The 23,516-nt window shown below is 39.3% G+C and carries 23 protein-coding genes, 6 tRNA genes and 1 pseudogene; 16 read left to right on the top strand and 14 right to left on the bottom strand.

What is annotated here, in order from left to right:
* Positions 1-93: 93 nt before the first annotated feature.
* From V6260_RS18015 to lolB, 11 genes are all read right to left on the bottom strand, one after another.
* Positions 94-178, bottom strand: a tRNA-Leu gene (locus V6260_RS18015).
* A gap of 27 nt (positions 179-205) precedes the next feature.
* Positions 206-282 (bottom strand) — tRNA-Met (locus V6260_RS18010).
* 5 nt (positions 283-287) lie between these two features.
* A tRNA-Gln gene (locus V6260_RS18005) sits at positions 288-362 on the bottom strand.
* 38 nt (positions 363-400) lie between these two features.
* Positions 401-485, bottom strand: a tRNA-Leu gene (locus tag V6260_RS18000).
* 68 nt (positions 486-553) lie between these two features.
* Positions 554-630: transfer RNA gene (locus V6260_RS17995), tRNA-Met, on the bottom strand.
* Between the two features lie 519 nt (positions 631-1,149).
* On the bottom strand, positions 1,150-2,241 hold the full coding sequence (ychF, locus tag V6260_RS17990) for a redox-regulated ATPase YchF (protein ID WP_058547452.1): 1,092 nt from the start codon (positions 2,239-2,241) through the stop codon (positions 1,150-1,152).
* Between the two features lie 33 nt (positions 2,242-2,274).
* Positions 2,275-2,859 carry an aminoacyl-tRNA hydrolase gene (pth, locus tag V6260_RS17985; RefSeq protein ID WP_058547453.1) on the bottom strand — a complete coding sequence of 195 codons (585 nt, stop codon included), beginning with the start codon at positions 2,857-2,859 and terminating at the stop codon, positions 2,275-2,277.
* 17 nt (positions 2,860-2,876) lie between these two features.
* Positions 2,877-3,491: a 50S ribosomal protein L25/general stress protein Ctc gene (locus tag V6260_RS17980; protein WP_341595494.1), complete on the bottom strand. Its 615-nt coding sequence runs from the start codon at positions 3,489-3,491 to the stop codon at positions 2,877-2,879.
* Positions 3,492-3,640: 149 nt separating this feature from the next.
* Positions 3,641-4,588, bottom strand: coding sequence for a ribose-phosphate pyrophosphokinase (locus tag V6260_RS17975; RefSeq protein WP_341595493.1), 948 nt, complete (start codon positions 4,586-4,588; stop codon positions 3,641-3,643).
* A gap of 88 nt (positions 4,589-4,676) precedes the next feature.
* The gene (gene ispE, locus V6260_RS17970; protein WP_341595492.1) at positions 4,677-5,534 is read right to left on the bottom strand and encodes a 4-(cytidine 5'-diphospho)-2-C-methyl-D-erythritol kinase; all 858 of its coding nucleotides are present in this window, start codon (positions 5,532-5,534) and stop codon (positions 4,677-4,679) included.
* 2 nt (positions 5,535-5,536) lie between these two features.
* Entirely contained in the window at positions 5,537-6,124 is a 588-nt protein-coding gene (gene lolB, locus V6260_RS17965; protein ID WP_341595491.1) for a lipoprotein insertase outer membrane protein LolB, read from the bottom strand.
* Positions 6,125-6,207: 83 nt separating this feature from the next.
* On the opposite strand from lolB, the gene hemA reads away from it, so the two are divergent.
* The 12 genes and pseudogenes from hemA to rlmM all read left to right on the top strand — a co-directional run bounded on the left by hemA (position 6,208) and on the right by rlmM (position 17,141).
* A complete protein-coding gene (gene hemA / locus V6260_RS17960) occupies positions 6,208-7,464 on the top strand; it encodes a glutamyl-tRNA reductase (protein ID WP_341595490.1) in 1,257 nt (418 codons plus the stop codon).
* Between the two features lie 7 nt (positions 7,465-7,471).
* Complete coding sequence (gene prfA, locus V6260_RS17955) at positions 7,472-8,557, top strand: peptide chain release factor 1 (protein ID WP_210999942.1); 1,086 nt, start codon at positions 7,472-7,474, stop codon at positions 8,555-8,557.
* A gap of 2 nt (positions 8,558-8,559) precedes the next feature.
* Positions 8,560-9,399: a peptide chain release factor N(5)-glutamine methyltransferase gene (prmC, locus tag V6260_RS17950; protein WP_341595489.1), complete on the top strand. Its 840-nt coding sequence runs from the start codon at positions 8,560-8,562 to the stop codon at positions 9,397-9,399.
* A 54-nt stretch (positions 9,400-9,453) separates the two neighbouring features.
* Positions 9,454-10,404 (top strand): annotated as a pseudogene (locus V6260_RS17945) (DUF3369 domain-containing protein); the annotation flags it as partial.
* 88 nt (positions 10,405-10,492) lie between these two features.
* Positions 10,493-10,867, top strand: a complete 375-nt coding sequence (locus V6260_RS17940; RefSeq protein WP_341595488.1) for a SirB2 family protein — start codon at positions 10,493-10,495, stop codon at positions 10,865-10,867.
* A 155-nt stretch (positions 10,868-11,022) separates the two neighbouring features.
* Complete coding sequence (locus V6260_RS17935) at positions 11,023-11,850, top strand: tetratricopeptide repeat protein (RefSeq protein WP_341595487.1); 828 nt, start codon at positions 11,023-11,025, stop codon at positions 11,848-11,850.
* A gap of 14 nt (positions 11,851-11,864) precedes the next feature.
* The gene (locus tag V6260_RS17930; protein WP_341595486.1) at positions 11,865-13,118 is read left to right on the top strand and encodes a DUF819 domain-containing protein; all 1,254 of its coding nucleotides are present in this window, start codon (positions 11,865-11,867) and stop codon (positions 13,116-13,118) included.
* A 9-nt stretch (positions 13,119-13,127) separates the two neighbouring features.
* Positions 13,128-13,982 carry a 3-deoxy-8-phosphooctulonate synthase gene (gene kdsA / locus V6260_RS17925; protein ID WP_341595485.1) on the top strand — a complete coding sequence of 285 codons (855 nt, stop codon included), beginning with the start codon at positions 13,128-13,130 and terminating at the stop codon, positions 13,980-13,982.
* Between the two features lie 133 nt (positions 13,983-14,115).
* Positions 14,116-15,012, top strand: a complete 897-nt coding sequence (locus tag V6260_RS17920; RefSeq protein ID WP_341595484.1) for a transcriptional regulator GcvA — start codon at positions 14,116-14,118, stop codon at positions 15,010-15,012.
* A 2-nt stretch (positions 15,013-15,014) separates the two neighbouring features.
* Complete coding sequence (locus V6260_RS17915) at positions 15,015-15,641, top strand: alpha/beta family hydrolase (RefSeq protein WP_341595483.1); 627 nt, start codon at positions 15,015-15,017, stop codon at positions 15,639-15,641.
* A gap of 28 nt (positions 15,642-15,669) precedes the next feature.
* Positions 15,670-16,038, top strand: a complete 369-nt coding sequence (locus V6260_RS17910; protein WP_341595482.1) for a DUF423 domain-containing protein — start codon at positions 15,670-15,672, stop codon at positions 16,036-16,038.
* A 17-nt stretch (positions 16,039-16,055) separates the two neighbouring features.
* Positions 16,056-17,141, top strand: a complete 1,086-nt coding sequence (gene rlmM, locus V6260_RS17905; protein ID WP_341595481.1) for a 23S rRNA (cytidine(2498)-2'-O)-methyltransferase RlmM — start codon at positions 16,056-16,058, stop codon at positions 17,139-17,141.
* 148 nt (positions 17,142-17,289) lie between these two features.
* Here the strand turns inward: rlmM and V6260_RS17900 are convergent, their stop codons facing one another.
* Both V6260_RS17900 and gloB read right to left on the bottom strand, forming a co-directional pair.
* A complete protein-coding gene (locus V6260_RS17900) occupies positions 17,290-18,870 on the bottom strand; it encodes a LysM peptidoglycan-binding domain-containing protein (RefSeq protein WP_341595480.1) in 1,581 nt (526 codons plus the stop codon).
* Positions 18,871-19,024: 154 nt separating this feature from the next.
* On the bottom strand, positions 19,025-19,798 hold the full coding sequence (gloB, locus tag V6260_RS17895; protein ID WP_341595479.1) for a hydroxyacylglutathione hydrolase: 774 nt from the start codon (positions 19,796-19,798) through the stop codon (positions 19,025-19,027).
* 53 nt (positions 19,799-19,851) lie between these two features.
* Here gloB and V6260_RS17890 point away from each other — a divergent pair, with 53 nt between their 5' ends.
* Positions 19,852-20,622, top strand: a complete 771-nt coding sequence (locus V6260_RS17890; protein ID WP_341595478.1) for a methyltransferase domain-containing protein — start codon at positions 19,852-19,854, stop codon at positions 20,620-20,622.
* An 11-nt stretch (positions 20,623-20,633) separates the two neighbouring features.
* On the opposite strand, the gene rnhA is transcribed toward V6260_RS17890, so the two are convergent.
* On the bottom strand, positions 20,634-21,098 hold the full coding sequence (gene rnhA / locus V6260_RS17885; RefSeq protein WP_024606536.1) for a ribonuclease HI: 465 nt from the start codon (positions 21,096-21,098) through the stop codon (positions 20,634-20,636).
* 68 nt (positions 21,099-21,166) lie between these two features.
* Here rnhA and dnaQ point away from each other — a divergent pair, with 68 nt between their 5' ends.
* From dnaQ to V6260_RS17870, 3 genes are all read left to right on the top strand, one after another.
* Positions 21,167-21,880: a DNA polymerase III subunit epsilon gene (dnaQ, locus tag V6260_RS17880; protein WP_341595477.1), complete on the top strand. Its 714-nt coding sequence runs from the start codon at positions 21,167-21,169 to the stop codon at positions 21,878-21,880.
* A 9-nt stretch (positions 21,881-21,889) separates the two neighbouring features.
* Entirely contained in the window at positions 21,890-23,260 is a 1,371-nt protein-coding gene (locus V6260_RS17875; RefSeq protein WP_341595476.1) for a TIGR03503 family protein, read from the top strand.
* 97 nt (positions 23,261-23,357) lie between these two features.
* A tRNA-Asp gene (locus V6260_RS17870) sits at positions 23,358-23,434 on the top strand.
* The last annotated feature ends 82 nt before the right edge of the window (positions 23,435-23,516 follow it).

Raw genomic sequence — 23,516 nt, 5'->3', positions numbered from 1 at the left:
ACCTGGGAATGCCAGGATCAAAACCTGGTGCCTTACCGCTTGGCGATATCCCAACAAAGAATTAATTGATAGTTTTAGTTCTTATCAAGAACATGGTGCGGAAGGAGAGACTTGAACTCTCACAACCTAAGTTACTGGAACCTAAATCCAGCGCGTCTACCAATTCCGCCACTCCCGCATTATCACTTTGAATTAATCAAAGAAATGGTGGCTAAGACGGGATTTGAACCTGTGACCCCATCATTATGAGTGATGTGCTCTAACCAGCTGAGCTACTTAGCCATTGTTGGCTGGGATACCAGGATTTGAACCTGGGAATGCCAGGATCAAAACCTGGTGCCTTACCGCTTGGCGATATCCCAACAATAACAATTGATAATTTTAGTTCTTATCAAGAACATGGTGCGGAAGGAGAGACTTGAACTCTCACAACCTAAGTTACTGGAACCTAAATCCAGCGCGTCTACCAATTCCGCCACTCCCGCATTTCAAATTTTGATAAATCAAAACTGAGGTAGTTATTTTAAACTCTTCATTGAGCAACAAAAATAAATGGTGGCTAAGACGGGATTTGAACCTGTGACCCCATCATTATGAGTGATGTGCTCTAACCAGCTGAGCTACTTAGCCATCTTTTTTGTTAGCACTTCATCGCTGAGTGCGGGGCGTATTATGCTGATATGACCCAAATCCGTCAACACCTTTTTTGCAAAAAAACACTTATCAGTGTCTGTTTGCAGGAAAATTAAGCTAAGCGGCTAAATTTTAATAAAAATGATGATTTTTTGACTGTAATTCAAATGCAAATCATGGCGATAAAGTATAAGAGTAAAAACACACTGTTTAAAGTTGTTTGATTATGCGAAAAATTATCGTGCTCGTCATAAATTTTAGCATTAATTTGATATCTCGATACGTAATTTAATAGCTAAAGTGCTATTTTATTTTAAAAAGGTGGGTATTAACCTAGACAAAGGAACTTTAAATAATATTTAGCTTGGTTATATGTACTGCTGAGTGCTTTTGCAAAGGATTATATAAGCGCAGGGGAAGATTATAGCTAAAGAGAAATTTTGGTAGCGAGGATATAGTAAATGATACAAAAAAAGCTCGTAAACACGAGCCTTTTTTGAATTTCCAATCATTTGATTAAACGTTGAATAAGAAGTTCATAACATCGCCATCTTTAACGATGTATTCTTTACCTTCTTGACGCATTTTGCCCGCTTCTTTTGCACCGCTTTCACCTTTAAAGCCAATAAAGTCTTCATAAGCGATAGTTTGTGCACGGATAAAGCCACGCTCAAAGTCTGTATGGATTTTACCCGCTGCTTGTGGCGCTGTAGCACCAACAGGAATTGTCCAAGCACGTACTTCTTTTACGCCAGCTGTAAAGTAAGTTTGTAACTGAAGTAATTCATAGCCACCACGAATAACAAGGTTAAGACCTGGCTCTTCTAAGCCAAGATCAGCCATAAACTCGAGTTTATCTTCGTCATCAAGCTCAGATAGCTCAGATTCGATTGCTGCACACACAGGAACAACAACAGCTCCCTCTGATTCAGCGATAGCGCGAACGCGATCAAGTAGTGGGTTGTTCTCAAAACCATCTTCAGCGACGTTTGCAATGTACATTGTTGGCTTGATAGTTAAAAAGTTAATAGAACTAATTGCCGCTTTTTCTTCTTTAGTTAGTTCTAAAGAGCGAAGCGTTAAGCCTTCATCTAAGTGTACTTTTACTTTTTCAAGCGCAGCATTTTGCTCTTTTGCGTCTTTATCGCCGCCTTTTGCTTTTTTAGCATTACGGAAAATTGCTTTTTCAGCACTATCCATATCAGCAAGTACAAGCTCAGTATTAATTACGTCAATATCGTCAGCAGGGTCAATAGTACCTGCAACGTGTATTACGTTTTCATCTTCAAAACAGCGTACTACATGGCCAATTGCATCCGTTTCACGAATGTTTGCTAAAAACTGGTTACCTAAGCCTTCACCTTTAGATGCACCTTTTACTAAGCCAGCAATATCCACAAATTCCATACTTGTAGTAAGAATGCGTTGCGGGTTTACTATTTTAGCAAGCTCGTCTAGACGAGGATCTGGCACAGGTACCACACCTGTATTAGGCTCAATGGTACAAAAAGGAAAGTTAGCGGCTTCAATACCCGCTTTAGTTAGTGCATTGAAAAGCGTCGATTTACCAACGTTAGGCAAGCCAACGATGCCACATTTAAAACCCATAGTAAGATACCTTGTTAAGATTCGTTTAAACGATTATGGTTTAAAAGAATGTAGTCTGTTTTGTGCTTTTAACACACCGTCTTTTGCAAGTATTTCCATACAGCGAACTGCTTCATCAACAGCGGCATCCATTTTTTCTTGGTCTTCTTTGGCTGCTTTTCCAAGCACCCAACCAGTAACCATTTCACGATGCCCCGGATGACCTACACCTATGCGTAAACGCATAAAGTCTTTTTGATTTGCCATTTTAGCAATAATGTCTTTTAAACCATTATGACCGCCGTGTCCGCCGCCTTTTTTTAATTTGGCAACGCCTGGGTCTAAATCCAATTCGTCGTGAGCTACTAAAATGTTTTCCACGGGGATTTTGAAAAAATTAGCTAAACTACCGACCGCTTTACCACTTAAATTCATGTAAGTAGTGGGGATCAATAATTTGAATTCTTGGCCTTGGATAATCACTTTGCCTGTAAGGCCGTGATATTTAGGATCGTGCTTTAGGGTGCAGTTATAGCGTGCAGCGAGTTGCTCAATGAACCAAGCACCTGCATTGTGGCGTGTGTTTGCGTATTCGGGGCCTGGATTAGCCAGGCCCACAAGCATTTGAATAGAATTCAAGGTGCGAACCTTAAATATTATTCAGCAGCGTCTGCAGCGTCGTCTTCAACTGGCGCAGACTTGTTTGCTTTGATAGTCAGGATAGACTGATCATGGCCTTCGCCTTTAGCTAGGTCTACTGAGCTAACACCTTTTGGAAAAACAAGGTTAGAAATATGAACTGAATCACCAACAACAAACTTAGAAACATCTACTTCAATGAATTCTGGAAGTGCTTTTGGAAGACAAGAAATTTCAACTTCAGTTAACTGGTGTACTACAGTTGCGCCAGCTTTAGTTACAATATCTTCACCAATAAAGTGAAGAGGAACTTTAGTTGTAAGTTTATGAGTTGCGTCTACACGTTGGAAATCAAGGTGAGTAAGCTTCGGTTTGAATGGGTGACGTTGAATATCTTTTAAGATAGCTTCAACTTTCTCGCCGCCTACATTAAGTGTAAGAATATGAGTGTAGAAACCTTCATCTTCTTGTGCTTTGATCATATCTTTATGAGCAAAAGTAAGTGATAAAGCTTCTTTGTTAGCTCCGTAAAGGATTGCAGGAACTTTGTCTTCGCGACGTAGGCGGCGGCTCGCACCAGTACCAGTTTTTACGCGAAGTTCAGCGTCATATGTATAAGTTGTGTTAGACATGATGTCTCCAATTATTTAAAAGTTTAGGGTCTTTGCGACCAAGATCCCTAGCCAAAAGGCGCGCTATCATACCACCACACTAAAACAAAATAAACATCGCCTGCAAAAAAAGCGCCAAAAGGCGCTTTTATAGTCAGGAATGCTGAGTTTTAGTGTTCAAACATCGCTGAGATAGACTCCTCGTTACTGATACGACGAATAGTCTCTGCTAACATATCAGCAAGCGTTAGAACCTTAATCTTATCAAGGGCTTTAAGCTCATCAGATAATGGAATTGAGTCAGTCACAATCACTTCGTCAATCATTGAATCCCGTAAGTTATCAGCTGCTTTTCCTGAAAGAATAGGGTGTGTTGCGTATGCAAACACTCGTTTAGCACCATGTTCTTTAAGGGCTTCAGCGGCTTTACATAACGTACCACCAGTATCAATCATATCGTCTACGATAATACAATCACGACCTTCAACATCACCAATAATATGCATTACTTGAGAAACGTTTGCTTGAGGACGACGTTTATCAATGATTGCCAAATCAGTATCATTTAGCAGTTTCGCAATTGCACGAGCACGTACTACACCACCGATATCTGGAGAGACAACAACAACGTCTTCAAAATCGCGTTCTTCCATATCTTCTAGTAATACAGGGCTACCAAATACATTATCTACCGGTACATCAAAGAAACCTTGGATTTGCTCTGCGTGTAAATCAACCGTAAGAACACGGTCAACACCAACACTTGATAGGAAATCTGCAACAACTTTAGCAGTGATTGGTACACGAGCAGAGCGTACACGACGGTCTTGACGTGCATAACCAAAATAAGGAATGACGGCAGTAATACGACCTGCAGATGCACGACGTAGAGCATCAACCATAACGATAAGCTCCATCAGGTTATCGTTTGTAGGGGCACAGGTTGATTGCAAGATAAAAACGTCCGAGCCACGAACATTTTCATTTATTTGAACACTGATCTCACCGTCGCTAAAACGGCCAACAACAGCATCGCCTAATTCAATATATAAACGTTTTGCAACTTTTTGAGCTAACTCAGGTGTTGCGTTACCAGCGAAGAGCTTCATGTCAGGCACGGTAGGGTTCCTCAGGCACTGAATATTTGGACTAACGGGCAATAATAAATATCACTGCGGGTTAACTTATGATTACTTGTACGTTACTTCATTGATCGAATATGGCGGTTAACTCCGTATGAGCAGGTGAGATATTTGTGCTTGAAGCCACAAAACCCTGCCAAGTATGGGGGAGGTTTTCAAGTACATCTTGTGCTTGAACTTGACTAGCAAATTCGACAAAACAACATGAACCTGTTCCGGTCATCTTCGACGGTGCGTATTTTAGCAACCACTGGAGGGTTTTTTCAACCTCGGGGCAAAGCTTTTTAACTAAAGGCTCACAATCATTGCTCAAAGTATGGTGTTTCCAGTCGCCAATTATCTTTGGTGTGTCGCGTTTTAAATCCGGATGTGTAAATATTTTTGCGGTACTTACATGCTGATTTGGGTGTACAACGCAGTACCATTTTTGTTCAAGTTTTACGTGGTGTAGTTTTTCACCAATACCGTGTGCTATGGCGCTTTGACCTTGTATGAACACTGGAACATCTGCCCCTAACTTGAGCCCTAATTGAGCTAGTGTTTCTAAATTTAGGGCCAACTTCCATAACTTATTTAGTGCTAATAAAGTACTTGCTGCGTCGGATGAACCTCCTCCAACACCGCCCCCCATCGGCAAGCGTTTAATTAAATTTATTTTTACACCCAAAGAGGTTTTACAGTGTGTTTGTAATAATAAAGCCGCTCTATAGATGAGATTATCATTTAGAGGGATGTCTTTAGTATCACCATCGACAGAAATATTCCCATCTGTCGTTAACTCAAAATACAGCTCATCACCAAAATTTAAAAAAGTAAATAAGGTTTCAAGTTCATGATAGCCATCTTCTCGGCGAGCATTAATATGTAAAAATAAATTGAGTTTTGCCGGAGCAATAAGTGAAAAAGAGGTTTTGTTATTCATACTTATTTAAACTGCCAATCGTAGAGTTGAATTTTAATCTTTATTTGTTGATGCTTTAACGTCAGTTTAGTAGGTAACCAGTATCCTGCGTTTTGTATATAAGTGCCGTAAGTTATCTGCCATTTTTTACCTGCTTTATCAAACCAGAGAACTTGCTTTGCACGACCTAATTCATCAACAACCAAACTTTCATCGTTAATAGTGCCTTTGAGCCAATTGTCGGCATTATCAACAGGTAGTGTAAAACCCGTTAATCGTTTCAAAAGCTCTGCAGCGTTAGTGTCAAAGTACTGTTCACCATCAAACTCTAATTCAGCACCATTTGCTGTTTGTTTAAGCGACAAAATACGCGTTCCAATAAACGTCGTTAATATTAAATTGTTAGTATTTGTTGTTTGCTGCCAGTTTAAGTTGGCAGATTGGCGTTCGTCAGGACTAATAAATGCAAGCTTGCCCTTGACCTGCCAAGTTTTTTTTGCAGCTAAACGTGGTTTCCAATCATCATAAAGTGTTGTATTTGTGTCAATTTTACTTACACAGCCACCTAAAAATAAGAAAAATATAAATAAAAATAAATATTGTCTAATCAAATGTTGTTCCTTACTTTCCATATTCCGCTGATTTTTGGTAAAATTGCTCTCTTTAAAGTAGGGCTCAGCAATATTTGGCAAATATGACCATAATAGCACTTGGTATAAATCACAAAACCGCTTCCGTAGAATTACGTGAAAAAGTGGCATTTTCGCCTGAACAAATTTCAGAGGCGTTGCAACAATTAAGCGGTCATGCTGACTTTAATGAGGCAGTAATTGTATCTACATGCAATCGAACAGAAATCTATTGTAGCCTTGCTCAGCAAAATTCCCAAACACTGTTAGCTTGGCTTGCCAGTTTCCATGGTTTAGATGAACATGAACTGAGTAAGAATACTTATTGCTATGAGGGTAATGACGCCATAAATCATCTAATGCGAGTTGCGTGTGGCTTAGATTCGTTAGTGTTGGGTGAACCGCAAATTTTAGGACAAATTAAACAATCGTTCTTTAGTGCTAAAACACATGATGCAATCGGTGTAACATTCGATCGATTATTTCAAAAGACATTTTCGGTCGCAAAAGAAGTCAGAACCGAGACAAACATTGGCGCTAGTGCTGTATCAGTTGCATTTGCTGCAGTTAATTTAGCAAAGCATATTTATGGCAAGCTTGATAAAACGAATGTCTTATTAATAGGTGCCGGCGAAACAATAGAACTAGTTGCTAAGCATTTATATCAAAATGAGCCGCAAAACATTACGGTGGCAAACAGAACCATCGAGCGGGCTCGTGGCTTAGCCGATGAAGTATCGGCAGATGTGGTTGCTTTAGCGCAATTACCAGAGCGGTTGCATAAGGCAGATATTGTTATTAGTTCTACGGCTAGTACTTTACCTATCATTGGTAAAGGGGTGGTTGAACAAGCATTGAAGCAACGACGCCATAAACCGATGCTATTTATAGATATTGCTGTTCCACGTGATATAGAAAGCCAAGTAGGTGAACTCGATGCCGCTTATTTGTATTCGGTTGATGACTTACAAACCATTGTAAGCGAGAATATGGCTGCACGAGAGCAAGCAGCTGAACAAGCACAAGTCATTATTACAGAGCGCACAAAAGAATTTGCTATGTGGATTCGCTCACTCGATTCGGTGGATTTAATTCGCCATTATCGAAATGACGTACACATAATTAAATCAGAACTTGTAGAGCGTGCTGTTAGTCAGCTAAATACAGGTAAAGATGCAGAAAAAATTATATTAGAGCTCGCCAATAAATTAACCAACCGCTTAATGCACGCACCTACCCGTGCTATACAAGACGCGGCGAAAAAAGGTGAAGTGGCGCAGTTAAACCAGTTGAAAAAAATGTTAGGTATTGATCAGGAATAACCGTTAAATGAAAGAGTCAGTTTACAATAAATTAGAAACCTTGGTAGAGCGTTACGAAGAAGTACAAGCACTACTAAGCGACCCGTCGGTCATTAGTGATCAAAACCGTTTTCGTGCGCTATCTAAAGAGTATTCGGAGCTTGAAGAAATCGTTAAGACGTTTTTATCATTCAAGGGTACACAAGATGATTTAGCTAGCGCTGAAGAAATGCTGAAAGATTCAGACCCTGATATGCGTGAAATGGCGCAAGAAGAATATAAAGAAGCTAAAGCGCAAATTTTAACACTAGAAGACGAACTTCAGGTATTAATGCTACCCAAAGATCCTAAAGATAATAACAATGTATTTTTAGAAGTACGTGCAGGTACTGGCGGCGATGAAGCGGCTATATTTGCGGGTGACTTATTTAGAATGTACAGCCGTTTTGCTGAAACGCAAAAATGGAAACTTGAAGTAGTTACTACTAACGAAGGTGAACACGGCGGTTATAAAGAAGTAATCGCGAATATTAGTGGTGAAGGCGTTTACGGTAAGCTTAAGTTTGAATCGGGCGTACACCGTGTTCAACGTGTACCAGAGACCGAATCGCAAGGGCGCGTGCATACTTCTGCATGTACTGTAGCAGTAATGGCTGAAGTACCAGAAGCGGAAGCGATAGAAATTAATACCGCCGATATAAAAGTAGATACTTTTAGAGCGTCGGGCGCTGGTGGTCAGCACGTAAATAAAACTGACTCAGCAATCCGTATTACGCATTTACCAACAGGCGTTGTGGTTGAGTGTCAGGATGAGCGTTCGCAACATAAAAACCGCGCGAAGGCGATGTCAGTTCTTTCTGCGCGTTTGCAACAAGCTGAAGACGAAAAACGCCATGCTGCAGAGGCTTCTGAGCGTCGTAACTTAGTAGGTAGCGGTGACCGTTCTGAGCGTATCCGTACTTACAATTACCCGCAAGGTCGTATTACCGATCACCGTATTAATTTAACGCTGTATCGCTTAAATGAAGTAGTAGCGGGAGATTTAGGTGCAATTGTAGATCCGTTAATGCAAGAGCATCAGGCTGACTTATTGGCTGCAATGGGCGACGATTAATAGTGGCCCTCACTCTTGAACAAGCAGTCGCTGCTGGTGCCGATTTATTAGCATCTAGCAGCGAAAGCGCCAAATTAGATGCACAAGTTTTACTTCTTCATATACTTCAAAAACCCCGCAGCTACCTTTTTACTTGGCCAGAGCATGAGCTTAGTGATGATCAGCATTCGCAATTTAATGTATTTATTCAAAGACGTTTAAAAGGTGAGCCTGTAGCACATATAACTGGGCTGCGTGAATTTTGGAGCTTGTCGCTTGAAGTTAATGCAACAACGCTAATTCCTCGACCTGATACTGAAACCTTGGTTGAATGCGCATTAAACATGGTTATGCCCGATAAGGCAAAAGTGCTTGATTTAGGCACGGGAACAGGTGCAATAGCACTTGCATTAGGCAGTGAAATGCCGAATTGGCGAATAGTAGCGGTAGATAAAGTTACTGACGCGGTTGCACTTGCTAATAAAAATCAGCAGCGCCTTGGCATAAATAATGTTGAGGTTAAGCAAAGTAATTGGTTTAGTGCTTTGCAAGGTGAGAAGTTTAATTTAATTGTCACTAACCCTCCTTATATTGAGCAAGATGATATACACCTTAATCAAGGTGATGTTAGGTTTGAGCCGTTATCTGCATTAGTGGCTGATGACGCAGGAATGTCTGATATTAAACAAATAATTTCACATTCACGTGACTATTTGCTATCTAGTGGCTATCTTTTAATAGAACATGGTTTTGAACAAGCTGAAGCTGTTCGCCATTTGTTTAAACAAATGGCGTTTATAGATATTAAAACAGTGAAAGATTTTGGTAACAATGACCGTGTAACGCTTGCACAGTGGCCCTAAAGAATAATAATTGCCTACTCGTGCGTTAAATGATGCCATAAAGGAATTCCTATTATGATGGATGACTTTTTATTTTCAGATGAACTAGAAGTGCCAACTAACGACATTGAGCAGGGCACTTGGAAAGTATTAATCGTTGATGATGAGCCTGAAGTACATGCTGTCACTAAATTAGCACTAAGTGATTTTGAGTTTCAAGATAAACGTTTAGAGTTTGTTAGTGCTTATTCGGGGGCTGAAGCTAAAGAGTTGGTAAGAGCTAACCCGGATGCGGCAATTATATTACTGGATGTAGTAATGGAAACTGATGATGCTGGTTTGCAAGTTGCCAAATTTATTCGAGAAGAGGCTAAAAATAATCATATACGAATTATTTTAAGAACAGGTCAGCCAGGCCAAGCTCCAGAACGACAAGTAATTATCAATTATGATATTAACGATTATAAATCTAAAACAGAGCTAACGGCTCAAAAGCTATTTACTGTTATTATGTCGAGCCTGCGCTCGTATCGGGATATTATTTCGATTGAGCAATCACGCGAAGGGCTTGAGAAAATAATTATAGCGTCTCGTGATATTTTTTCTGCGCATTCAATAGAACATTTTATTGAAGGTGTTATGCAGCAGTTAACATCTTTACTTGGCGTTGCTGATCAAGCTGTATATGCAAGCACTTTAGTTGCACAAAACCCAGAAAGTGGAAATAATAAAAAATTAATCGTTTGTTCTGGTACTGGTGATTTTGAACAAAGTGAAGGTAAAGAGCTTGAAAACGTACTACAAATTGAACACTTGGGTGCATGCCATGAGGCACTTAATGAAAAAAGTATTATTTACAAAGATAATTACTTATTTGCGTATTGCAGCAGCAAATATAATCATAACTCAATACTATTTATATCAGGGATCCCAAAAGATTTAACTGATATACAGCGACATTTAATTAAAATTTTCTCACAAAATGTACAGCTTGCATTTGAAAACGTTCAGCTCCAATGTGAGATGCGACAACATAGTAAAACTCATTAATAAGTAGAAACGGTTCTTAATCGTTTTTTGGTTAGACTTTTATAAAACAGAAGTATAGAGGCATATGGATTATCTAGTAGTAAAACACTCGCACATGGCTATTGCATTATTGAGTGTGATTTTATTTTATGTTCGCGCTTTTTCGCGAATGAATAGTGGTAAATTGGCAAAAAATAAAGCGATAATGATAGGTAGCCACAGTATAGATACTTTGTTATTAGTGTCTGCTATTACGCTTATATTTATGGCTAAAATTAATCCGTTTGAACAATATTGGCTATTAGAAAAAATATTTTTAGTTATTATATATATTGGTATTGGAGCTAAAAGCGCCAGACAAACTAAAATGACGGCTAAAGTTGCTTACGTTTTAATTAATACCGCTATTGTTTTAGCGATAGGTTATTTAGCGACGTCTAAATCTACTTTTTTGCTTTAAGTAATACCTGACTATTTGAGCTTTATAGTTGTTTTGTAAAGTTCAAATAGCATCCTCTCTCAGAAAATATTAAAATACACCCTTATCCCTATATTGGTATATATTTTTAAATTTAGGTAAACTACGCCTTCGTTTTCTAAAATGTTGTAGTACTAATGACCACCCTCGGGTTTGATGAACACGATGAATCTTATCTAGACGATGCTTATGATGAATTTATACCTTTAGCGATTTATCGCTGCATAAAAGCAGAATCTAAGTGGGACCCTCAAGTAAACTTAACGCCATGTTATGAAGCTTTAACGGACTTTGAACGGCAAATTGCAGCAATGTGTTTAAAGGTTAATGATGAGCATGAGCGTATAGAAAAATTATTAGATGTATTTTATAGTGATTGGCTGTTTAGCGCTTCAAGCTTAGAAGTACCTGAGTACATATTAAACACATTAAGTTACACACTATTAATGCGCAGTGGCTCACCAACGACACTGGCTATATTACTTTGTTACTTTCTACAGCAAGCAAAGCTTGATGCGAATCTGAGCATTGCTCAAGGTGATGTAGGGGTTCATGTAGCTATTAGTGATGAAGAAGGTTACCTAATAGACCCAAGCAGTGGACAGCAAAGCTGGTATATTATTCCGGAAAATGCAGACGAAGATGATGGTCAAGAACAAGAGCCTTTGGAGCTTATTTTTGATGATGAAGTCTACAAATTATTTTTAGCACAGCAAAAATGGTCTTTTATTAGTGAAAGTAAATTTGGTCATGCTTTAACCTGCGTCGAAATGTTAATGGAGTTATTAGGCGATGATCCGTACGAGAGGCGCGATAGAGGTTATTTATTAAATCAGCTCGATTGCCCTAAAATGGCACGTGATGATTTACAATTTTTTGTTGATGAGTGCCCGGATGATCCTGCAATAGAAATTATTGAGCACCAAATTGAAGAACTCGAAGATAATAATAAAACACACCATTAAGAATAGGAATTACTATGGCTGACACCCACACTGCATTAATTACCAACGATGCTGTCGTACTTGGTTTACTTGCTATAATTTTGGGGTTTATATTTAAAACCTCTAGTAGTGAAAACCCAAAACTAAAAACATTTTATAAATATGTACCTGCATTATTACTATGCTATTTTTTACCATCATTATTAAATACTTTTGGTATTGTTGATGGACATAGCTCAAATGTTTATTACGTAGCGTCGCGCTATTTGCTCCCTGCGTGCCTGATATTACTTACAATTAGTATTGATTTAAAAGCGATTATTAATCTTGGCCCTAAAGCACTCATTATGTTTTTAGTAGGTACGCTGGGTATTGTAATTGGGGGACCTCTTTCTATTTTAGTTGTGAGCGTATTTAACCCTGATCTGGTGGGAGGACATGGTCCCGAGGCCGTTTGGCGCGGTATGACAACTGTTGCTGGTAGTTGGATTGGTGGCGGTGCAAATCAAGCTTCTATGAAAGAAATGTTTGAAGTCGGCGGTGATATTTTTTCAGTAATGGTTACTGTTGATGTAATAGTTGCGAATATTTGGATGGCTGTTTTATTGTTAATGGCGGCTAACCATAAAAAAATTGATGCCGCTACAGGTGCTGATACCACGGCGATTGAAGATCTAAAAAACCGCGTTGAAAAGTACCATGCAGAGCATGCGCGTATGCCAACTCTCAATGATTACATGACCATTATTGCCATTGCATTTGGTATTACTGGTTTGGCTCATTTTTGCGCCGACTTTTTAGGGCCGTTTTTTGCTAATAACTATGCCTGGGCTAAAGAGTACAGTTTAAACAGTAAGTTCTTTTGGTTAATTGTTATTTCAACCACGATTGGGATTAGTTTGTCGTTTACTAAAGTCAGACAAATTGAAGCTTTTGGTGCATCAAAAGTGGCTTCAAGTTTTTTATATATTTTAGTTGCCTCAATAGGTTTACACATGAACGTAACCGCCATATTCAGTAATCCAGGGTTATTTTTAATTGGTGGTATATGGATGCTAACCCATGCAAGCTTAATGCTTATTGTGGCTAAATTAATTAAAGCACCGCTATTTTATATGGCTGTAGGTTCTCAGGCTAATGTAGGCGGAGCCGCATCTGCACCTGTTGTTGCTTCTGCATTTCATCCATCTCTAGCACCAGTAGGGGTTTTGTTAGCAGTTCTGGGCTATGGCGTAGGTACTTACATGGCTTATATTTGTGGATTAATGATGCAAGCAGTTGCACCTTAAGGAATTTAAATGAACAACCAAGTTATTAATATTAATGAAATTGAACTGGCAAATGACAAACCATTTGTACTGTTTGGTGGTATTAACGTTTTAGAGTCTCGTGATTTAGCAATGCGTGTTGCAGAGTATTATGTTGAAGTAACCACAAAGTTAAACATCCCTTATGTATTTAAAGCGTCGTTTGATAAAGCAAACCGCTCTTCAATTAATTCTTACCGTGGACCTGGTATGGAAGAGGGCTTAAAAATATTTGAAGAGATTAAAAATACCTTTAATATCCCATTAATCACTGATGTACACGAGCCGCACCAAGCTGCGCCTGTTGCTGAAGTGGTTGATGTAATTCAATTACCTGCTTTTTTAGCACGTCAAACCGACTTAGTGGTAGCAATGGCTAAAACCGGTGCAATTATTAATGTGAAAAAACCACAGTTTTTAGCCCCACACGAAATGCGTCATATCATTACTAAATTTAATGAAGCTGGCAATAACAACGTGGCACTTTGTGAGCGAGGCTCAAGCTTTGGTTATAATAACTTAGTGGTTGATATGCTAGGTATGGATGATATGAAAGCAATGGCACCTGTTATTTTTGATGCAACACATGCGCTTCAACGCCCAGGTGGCCGTACTGATTCTGCTGATGGCCGTCGAGCACAAGCTGCAGAGTTGGCACGTAGCGGTATGGCATTGGGTATTGCAGGTTTATTTATTGAAGCGCATCCTAATCCTAATGAAGCAATGTGTGATGGCCCATGTGCGTTAGCGCTTAGTAAGTTAGAAGGCTACTTAACACAAATGAAAGCAGTAGATGATTTAATTAAGAGTTTTGCGCCACTTGATACAAGTGCAAACGAATTATAATTAAAAGCTTAATAATTAAGTACAATGTTTAAAAAGCGGCTTAGGTCGCTTTTTTTACACCATAAATATACTCTTTCTTAGCATAGGTATATAATTCACCGCATAAGAAAAACTAATTCTAAGCTTGGTTAGCATGTCAAGACGAGTACCTCCATTAAACGCACTAAAAGCCTTTGAAGCCGCGGCGCGCCATTTAAGTTTTACAAAAGCGGCTGAAGAGCTTTATGTAACGCAGGCGGCTGTAAGTCATCAAATAAAAACACTTGAAGAACATTTAGGTTTAAAATTGTTTTTACGTAAAAACCGTTCCCTGTTGTTAACAGAGGAAGGCCAGGGGTATTTTTTAGATATTAAAGAGATTTTTACTCAGCTTATTGATGCAACAGAGAAGCTATTAGCTCGAGGGGCAAAGGGCTCTCTAACAGTAAGTTTAACCCCTAGTTTTGCCATTCAGTGGTTGGTACCACGTTTGAGCTTATTTAATGAGTTACATCCAGAAATAGATGTACGAATAAAAGCACAAGATCAAGATGAAAACTCATTGACTGATGATGTTGATATCGCGATTTATTATGGTCGAGGTCATTGGAGTGGTGTGCAGGCATATAAACTTCATACTGAATATTTAGTGCCTCTTTGTAGCCCAATGCTATTGAGTGGACCGAAACCGCTGGATCAACCTAGTGATTTAGCAAACCACACTTTACTTCACGACACTACACGTAAAAACTGGAAGACGTGGATGAAAACTGCGGGTGTGCGTAATATTCAAGTAAATCAAGGACCAATTTTTAGTCATTCATCTATGGTTTTGCAAGCCGCTGTGCATGGCCAAGGTGTGGCAATTGGTAATAGTGTATTAGCTAAACCCGATATAGACGCAGGTCGTTTAGTTATTCCGTTTAGTCATAGTCTTGAAAGTAAAAATGCTTATTATCTAGTACTTCGTGAGTCGCAAACAGAGCTTGGTAAAATAGTATCATTTAAAGAGTGGATGCTAAGTTTAGTAGAGCAAGAGCAAGAGTATTAATAATGATTGAGTGGTTTAAAAGTTCGGTGCAACCAGCAATCGCACAATTTATATTTGCGCATGGCGCAGGTGCTGGTAGCGATTCTGACTTTATGCAACATATGGCAAAATTAATAAGCGAGCAGGGTGTTGATGTGGGTTTATTTGATTTTGAATATATGCAAATCGCTAAACAAACTAATAAACGTAGACCGCCTGAACGTGCGCCGAAATTGCTGACTTATTATGAGCAAATTTTAACACAAGCGCAGCCAAGCTTGCCTCTGTTTATAGGTGGTAAATCGATGGGAGGCAGGATGGCTTCAATGCTTGCATGCAGCACAGAGCAGAGCCTTTCAGGCGTTATTGCATTTGGTTACCCATTTCATCCGCCGGGTAAGCCAGAAAAGTTACGCACCGATCATTTTGCTGATATTGTTTGCCCTTTTTTAGTATTGCAGGGTGAGCGAGATACATTCGGGACTCGTGAAGAACTTCTTACTATGGAAATGCCAAAACAGCCCCTATTCACATGGCTGACTGATGGCGATCACTCATTAAAACCACGTAAAAAAAGTGGCGTAACTGAACTGCAAAATAGAGAAACAGCAGCGCTAAGTGCCGTTGAATTTATTAAACAACAAGTTTAGATGTGTTAAGACTCGATTAGGGGATTAGATGATTAAGTTATTTTTAATGACCGGTAATATTTTTTGTATGCTCTCAGTTATGTTAGGTGCATTTGCTGCCCATGGTTTAAAAAGCCATTTATCGGAGTATTCAATAGATGTTTTTAAAACGGCTGCTGAGTATCAAATGGTGCATGGGCTTGCACTTATTGCGGTTGCCATTTTAATTAAGTGGGGCATAAACCTGAGTTGGGCTGGTGGCTTTTTTATAGCGGGAACACTGCTTTTTAGTGGTAGTTTATATTTACTCGCTCTAACGGGGATGAAGTGGCTTGGACCTATTACACCGCTTGGTGGCTTGTGCTTTATTATTGGTTGGATTGTTATTTTAGTGCAAGTTGCACGATTTAAGTTTTAAAGAGTTTAAGGGTTAATATGTCTAGTGTTGTGATTTATTGTCGTAGTGGTTTTGAAAACGATGCCGCTGCTGAAATAACGTTTCATGCTGCAGAGCAGGGTTTTGCAGGGTATGTAAAAGCAAAACCAAATACCGGTTATGTTGTTTATGAGTGTTTTGAAGCACATCACAGCGATGAAATAATCAAAAAAGTTGATTTTAAAAACATGGTATTCGCACGTCAGTGGTTTGCCGGAACATTACTTGAAAGCATGCCAGTAGAAGACCGTGTAAGCGCAGTAGCTGAAGCAGCTAAAGATTTTACATTGTGCTCAGAGCTGCGCGTTGAAACGCCAGACACAAACGAAGGCAAAGAGCTTTTAACATTCTGTAAGAAAATCTCAACGCCGCTTAAAAAAACGCTCGAAAAACAAAATACAGTCCTGCGTGAACCAAAAGCAAACCGTCCAGTAATGCATGTGATGTTTTTAACAAACAATACAGCTTATGTTGGTTACTCATACAGCTTTAACAACTCTCCATTTTTTATGGGGATTTTACGCCTTCGTATGCCAAGTGATGGACCTAGTCGTTCGACACTTAAGCTTGATGAAGCCTTTAATGTTTTCATTCCTGAACAGCAACGGGAGTCTCGAGTTGCTGCTGGTATGCGTAGTGTTGATTTAGGTGCATGCCCTGGTGGGTGGACATATCAGTTAGTGCGCCGAGGTATGTTTGTAAGTGCAATTGATAATGGTCCAATGAATGAAACTTTGATGGAAACAGGGCAAGTTAAACACTTTAAGGCTGATGGTTTTAAATACCGTCCTGAGAAAAGGAATATTGATTGGTTAGTGTGTGATATGGTAGAAAAGCCAACCAAGGTGACTAATTTAATGATTGACTGGGCAGTAAACGCGTATGCAAAGGAGCTTATATTTAACTTGAAGCTACCTATGAAAAAGCGTTTTGATAGTGTTTATGAATGTCTGACGATGATAAAAGAAGAGCTTGCTAAATATGGTATAAGCTACGAACTACAAGCCAAGCATCTGTATCATGACCGTGAAGAAATTACAGTTCACTTAAATGTTACTAAAGTACCACAAAATTTATATAGTTAGAGAGTAGACGTTTAATAAACTGAAAGCTCTGTTATAGCTATTTTAGATTTATAAGCCCGCTTATATAAATAAGCGGGCACAACAAATATAAAATCTCTGGTTAACTAGAGTTTTAGTTAAGAGGCTTACCATCTAGGAAACAGATTACTTAGCTGCTTCTTATATCAACTCGAAGTTTTAGTTTTTGACCAGGTTGTAAGTATTTTTGACCGGCTAAATTATTCCACTTAATAATCTCGTTAACACTTAGATTAAACTTAGACGCAATACGTGCAAGTGAGTCACCTCGGCGTACTTTGTATGTAATAGTTCGGTTGGTGCTTGGTGCTGCTTGTGGCTTATTAGCTGACTTATACACAGTTAGTTTTTGATTTAGGCGCAATACAGAGTTTTTCTTTAGCTTATTCCATTTAGCCAACTCGTCCATGGTTACATCATATTCGCGGCTAATGTCCCATAAAGTGTCGCCACTTTTAACTGTGTGTGAAAGCTTTGTGCGAGTCGCTTTATTAGCAGCTAAACGCATCTGCTTTGGTAAATGCTCGCTGTTTATTGCGCCATCAGTAAGGGGGACTAGTAACTCTTGACCGACTCGGATTGTATTTGACTTTAACTTGTTAAGCGATCTGATTGCGCTGATGCTGGTTGTGAACTTTTTTGCAATTACAGATAAACTATCACCGCGTGCTACAGTGTATTGTTGCCATCTAAGGCGATCTTTTACATCTGTAAGAGCGAGCTTTTGGTTAAATTGCTCTGCTTTATCAACAGGCAGTAATAAAGAATGAGGGCCATTAGGATCAGTTGCCCAGCGATTAAAACCTGGGTTTAATCTGTATAACTCAGTAAGTGTCATATCGGCCATATCAGCAGCAAGCGCTAAGTCTATCTGAGAGCCAACATCAACCACTTCAACCACTTGTGCATTAATTACTGGTTGCCATATAACGTTAAAGTCATCTGAGCGTTTTAATAAATCGGCAAGTGCTAATAATTTTGGTACGTAAGCTGTTGTTTCTCTTGGCAAGTCAAGAGACCAAAAATCGGTAGGTAAATGCTTTTTACGATTCTTTTTAATCGCGCGCATTAAACGCCCTTCACCTGAATTATAAGCAGCAATCGCATTTAACCAATCGCCTTCAAGTGTTTTATGTAAATACGATAAGTAATCAAGTGCTGCGCGAGTCGACTGCACTATGTCGCGGCGACCGTCGTACCACCAGTTTTGTTTTAAATCGAATCGCTCACCGGTTGCAGGCATAAACTGCCAAATGCCCGATGCACTGCGATTAGAGTATCCAAATGGGTCAAATGCGCTTTCTACGATAGGCAGTAGTGCAATTTCGATTGGCATTTCGCGTTTTTCTACTTCTTCAACAATAAAGTGTAAGTAAGGTTCTGCACGTTTAGAAATACGATCTAAATAGGCTTGGTGGCGGGCGTAATAATTACGTTCAGTAACAACAGGGCGGTTTTGCGGTATTTCGATAGAAAGTTGGTAGCGAATTCGCTCCCATACATCATCAAACACGGGAGCTTCTTGCTCATCAGGGTCAACTTGCTGATATTGTGCGTTTACCATTAATGCATTGTTAATGTCGTTAGGACTTGCACTTTCGAGTTGTTGGTCTGCTTGTGTGGCAACTTGAGAGTCTGACTCTAATGTTGTCAGTGTTTGACAACCACTTAGCGCTAACGCCAAGGTTACTAATAAGGGAGATTTATTCATAAATACCAATACATCGGGTAAAAAACTCGGCGAATACTACCTGTTATGAGTTAACATTGCCACTTAATGACTTTTAAAAACGCAGGAATAGAATCATCACAATATTTTAAGTTGATGATTCTAATAAAATAAATTTAAAGTACTAGTTTATGCATTAAAAATTGTCTTTGAGCTGTCTCAGACTAGCAAAGTTTCCCCAAGGTTCATTGTTTTTTGTAACCGAGATAAATTTCTCCGGCACTAACTCTGTGATGGTTGGCAAATCGCTACGCATAAATGGATTTATTTTTAGCTCTTGTCCAATAGAAGTAGGTAATGAGATTTGGTTATTACTGCGTAATTCATCTACTTTTTTACTGTAAGCAAGGAGTTCTGGGTTACGTGGTTCTACAGCCATAGCAAAGGCAAGATTAGCTTGCGTGTATTCGTGCGTGCAATACACACTGCAGCTTGCAGGCAGCTCTCTTAATTTATTAAAAGATTTCCACATTTGCTCTGACGTGCCTTCGAATAAACGCCCACATCCGCCACTAAATAATGTATCGCCTGTAAAAGCAAGTTCATCATTTGTGTAACAAATATGATCAAGCGTGTGCCCGGGAGTTGCTAAAATAGTAAAGTTAATATTAAGTACACTGATGCTTTGTCCATCAGAGAGTGCATGAGTGACGCCTTTAAATGGACTATTCGCGGGGCCATAAACCGATATATCAGGGTAGGCGTCAACTAATTCAGCTACGCCATCAGTGTGGTCGTAGTGATGATGCGTAATTAAAATGCCACCAAGCGTTAGTTTGTGCTCAGCTAAGTACGTTAATACGGGATCCGCTTGGCCTGGATCGACGACCCATGCTTGGTTACTGTTATCGGTAGTTAAACACCAAATGTAATTATCAGAAAAGGCTTTAATTGCTTTGACTTGCACCATGGTAAATTGCTCTATAAAGTGACACTTATCACATAGTATAACGAGCTCAAAAAATGAAACCAGCCCTTAGTTTTCAAGAAGGACCCAAACCACTGTCGTGGCAGCAGTTTCCTCATGGGGATTATTTACGCACAGATATTGAACGTAAAATGGAGCAATGGCTACCGCGTATGTTTGGCTATCATATGCTTAAGTTGGGTAATTTAAGTGGCGAATTAAACACAAGTATAAGTACGATTAAACACCAAGTGTGTGTTGCAGAGCCTGGGCCTTACACCGGCGTAGTCGCTGACATAGATGAATTGCCATTTTACGAGCATAGTATTGATGCTTGCATACTAAGCCACTGCTTAGAGTATCATTCAGACCCGCATCACATTTTACGAGAAGCGCATCGCACGCTTATTCCGGGCGGTTATATACTAGTGACTGGTTTTAATCCATTTAGTTTGTGTGGACTTGCACAAATGTTGCCCTTTAGTGGTCAAAAATTACCATGGACGGGACGCTTTTTTACCCCTGCGAGGGTTAAAGATTGGCTAAATTTATTAGGTTTTGAAATTGTAAGTGACGAACGTTTTATTTATTCATCACTGGCAAGAGGTAATAGGTTATCAAGGTTTGAGTTTTGGCGTACTTTTGCAAAACAGTATTTAAAACCGATGGGTAGTGTGTATATGCTGGTGGCACGAAAAAGAGTTGCGCCACTTACGCCAATAAAACCTAAGTGGCATGCAAGACCTCAGTTTGCACCAGTAAAAGAGGCAGGGCTTAGACAAACGTCAAAGCAGCATTACAATACGTGCGACCAAAAAAGTGAGTAGTTTAGAATAAATTAAGGCTGATAGCCTACATCTTCTAGTAAATCTTTACTGCCAGCGGCATCGCGGGCTAAATCGTCAACTATTTCGTTGTATTTATTACCGCTATGCCCTTTAACCCATTTCCAAGTTACATTGTGCTCGCTACAGGCTTTATCCAAGCGTTTCCATAAATCGACGTTTTTAACCGGCTTTTTAGCTGATGTTAACCAGCCACGTTTTTTCCAGTTAGTGATCCATGATTCAATGCCTTGCTTAACATATTGGCTATCGGTTGTTAGATTTACTTCGCATTCTCGAGTGAGTGATTCTAGGGCTACAATAGCCGCGAGCATTTCCATTCGGTTATTCGTTGTGAGTTTATAACCTTGGCTCATTTCTTTTTCGTGGCCGTTATAAATCATAAAAATACCATAACCGCCGGGGCCTGGATTACCTAAACATGAGCCATCGGTGTAAATCTCTACGGTTTTTTGCACTGTTTTACCTTGATCTTATGTACAATAAAGTGATTATAGAAAGATACCAGAATCAGGCTAAATTCGATATGGCACGTAGACAAATAGTTTTAGATACAGAAACAACCGGCATCGACCCTAAACAAGGGCACCGTATTATAGAAATTGGGTGTGTGGAGTTAGTAAATCGCCGTTTAACAGGCAATAACTTTCACGTTTATATAAACCCACAACGAGCAAGCGAAGAAGAAGCAATCGACGTTCACGGTATCACTAACGAATTTTTACGTGATAAACCGTTATTTCATCAAATTGCCCAAGAGTTTTTCGACTATATTAAAGGGGCTGAACTGGTTATTCATAATGCGCCGTTCGATATTGGTCACATGGATAACGAATTTGCACTACTTAATCAAGGCTATGCTAAAACAGAGACTTTTTGTCAAGTTCTCGACACGCTCAAAATGGCGCGTGACTTGCATCCAGGTCAAAAGAACAATCTTGATGCGTTATGTCGTCGTTACGATGTAGATAACACAAAGCGAACGCTTCACGGCGCGCTACTGGATTCTGAGATTTTAGCCGATGTTTACCTTGCTATGACGGGTGGGCAGACGAAGTTAAATTTGAATCAAAATAAAGATGATGGTGGTGAGCAACAAAAGGGTGATATAAAGCGTTTAAGCAGTAATAGAGCTCCGTTATTAGTAATACGTGCAAGCGAAGCAGAGCAAAGCGCACATGAAGCACGATTAGATCTTGTAAATAAAGAAGGCGGCCAATGTTTATGGCGCGCTGAATAAGGCTATTTAATGAAAGCGATATTTTTTGTAACCGTAATATGTTTGAACTGCCTCTTACCAAATAAAGTAATAGCTGTACAGCAAGTTGAGATGCTTAAACGTGATGGTGAAAAAAATGAAATCCCACTATTAAATAATCGTTTTCGAATAGATAGCAATATAGATAAAATTACGTTGTTGTTTTTTAGAAAACCAGGTTCAGCAGCGGTTGTTTTAGTTAGGCCTGATGGAAGAAAATATTCGGTAAGTGATGCAGCCAGAAATCGTGATATTGAATGGTATGATGAGCTTAGCTACGATATTGTGACTATCAATAATCCAATGCCAGGTCCTTGGCAAGCCATCGGTAGAATATTGCCTAATAGTAGAATTGTGGCATTGGGTGATATAGAGCTTAAAATAGACGAATTACCGCCATTATTATTTCAGGGTGAAACTGTTAAAGTTACGGGGAGGATATTAAATGATGGTGAAGCTATTGACGCTAATTTTTTCAATGATGTTGTTAGCTTAAACCTAAATTTCGTAAGTACAAATAATGATGCGTTTGCTAATTTTGGGGCAGGTCGAGAAGAAGTCGCCGTTTTTCAAGATAATGGCTATGGTTTAGATGAACGTCCTAGAGATGGTGTGTTCACTGGTGAGTTGAAATTAACTTTTTCAGCAGGTGAATGGATACCTGAGCTCTATATAAAAACACCGCTATTACAGCGACAAGTAGTACAAAACCCTATCATTGTGCATAACCCCCCTTTAAGTTATGACATTAAATTGTCTGATGAAAAAAGCAATGATCATCTACTTACAATAACCATAGATTCAAGCATTGTTAAGCCAGAAACTGCGATTATTCAGGGTAGAATTTATTATCCCAATAATGAAGAACAAATGTTTACTATAGATGCAATAGCAAGTGACTCGCGTCAGCTATCGATTAAAAACTATAAGTGGGGTAGGTATAGTGTAGAACTATCTATTTTTGGCACTAATGTAAATGATCGAGAGTTTATGGCGACTCCACCTGCTTATAAGTTTGAAGTAGAACGGCCATTAATTCCTGCATCAGAAGTCGCTCCTACTACGATTATTGCACCAGATAAATTGACAACGGGTAAACCTGTTAAAGAAAGAATGGCTACATCTATAATTATTAGTTTAATTGTAGGCTGCAATACGCTTATTTTATTACTTGGTTGGTTGTTAATTCGTATATTTGTGCAGAAAAAACCAATTAAATTTAACGTGAGACTATCTTTTTTAAAGAAAAAGAAAGCCAGTGAAGATGACGTTAGCGACTCAGAAAAAAATCAAGTTGCTAAAAATGGCTCAAAAAATGATAGAACAGGTGAAATTTTAAACCTTTCGATGACAGATGACTAAAAAACCTATAAAAAAACAAAAAAGCCCTTGACGAAACAGGGGTTGGTTCGTATTATTCACGCCGCTGTCAGGGAGACCTAAACAGCAACGAAAATATGGAGTGGTAGTTCAGTTGGTTAGAATACCGGCCTGTCACGCCGGGGGTCGCGGGTTCGAGTCCCGTCCACTCCGCCATTTTCGTAAAACTTGTAAGTAAAAGCTGGAGTGGTAGTTCAGTTGGTTAGAATACCGGCCTGTCACGCCGGGGGTCGCGGGT

The organism is Pseudoalteromonas aliena, from assembly GCF_038155085.1.
Classification (GTDB): Bacteria; Pseudomonadota; Gammaproteobacteria; order Enterobacterales; family Alteromonadaceae; genus Pseudoalteromonas; species Pseudoalteromonas aliena_A.
Note: the sequence above shows the minus strand (reverse complement) of the source record. Positions and strands in the feature narration are given on the sequence as shown.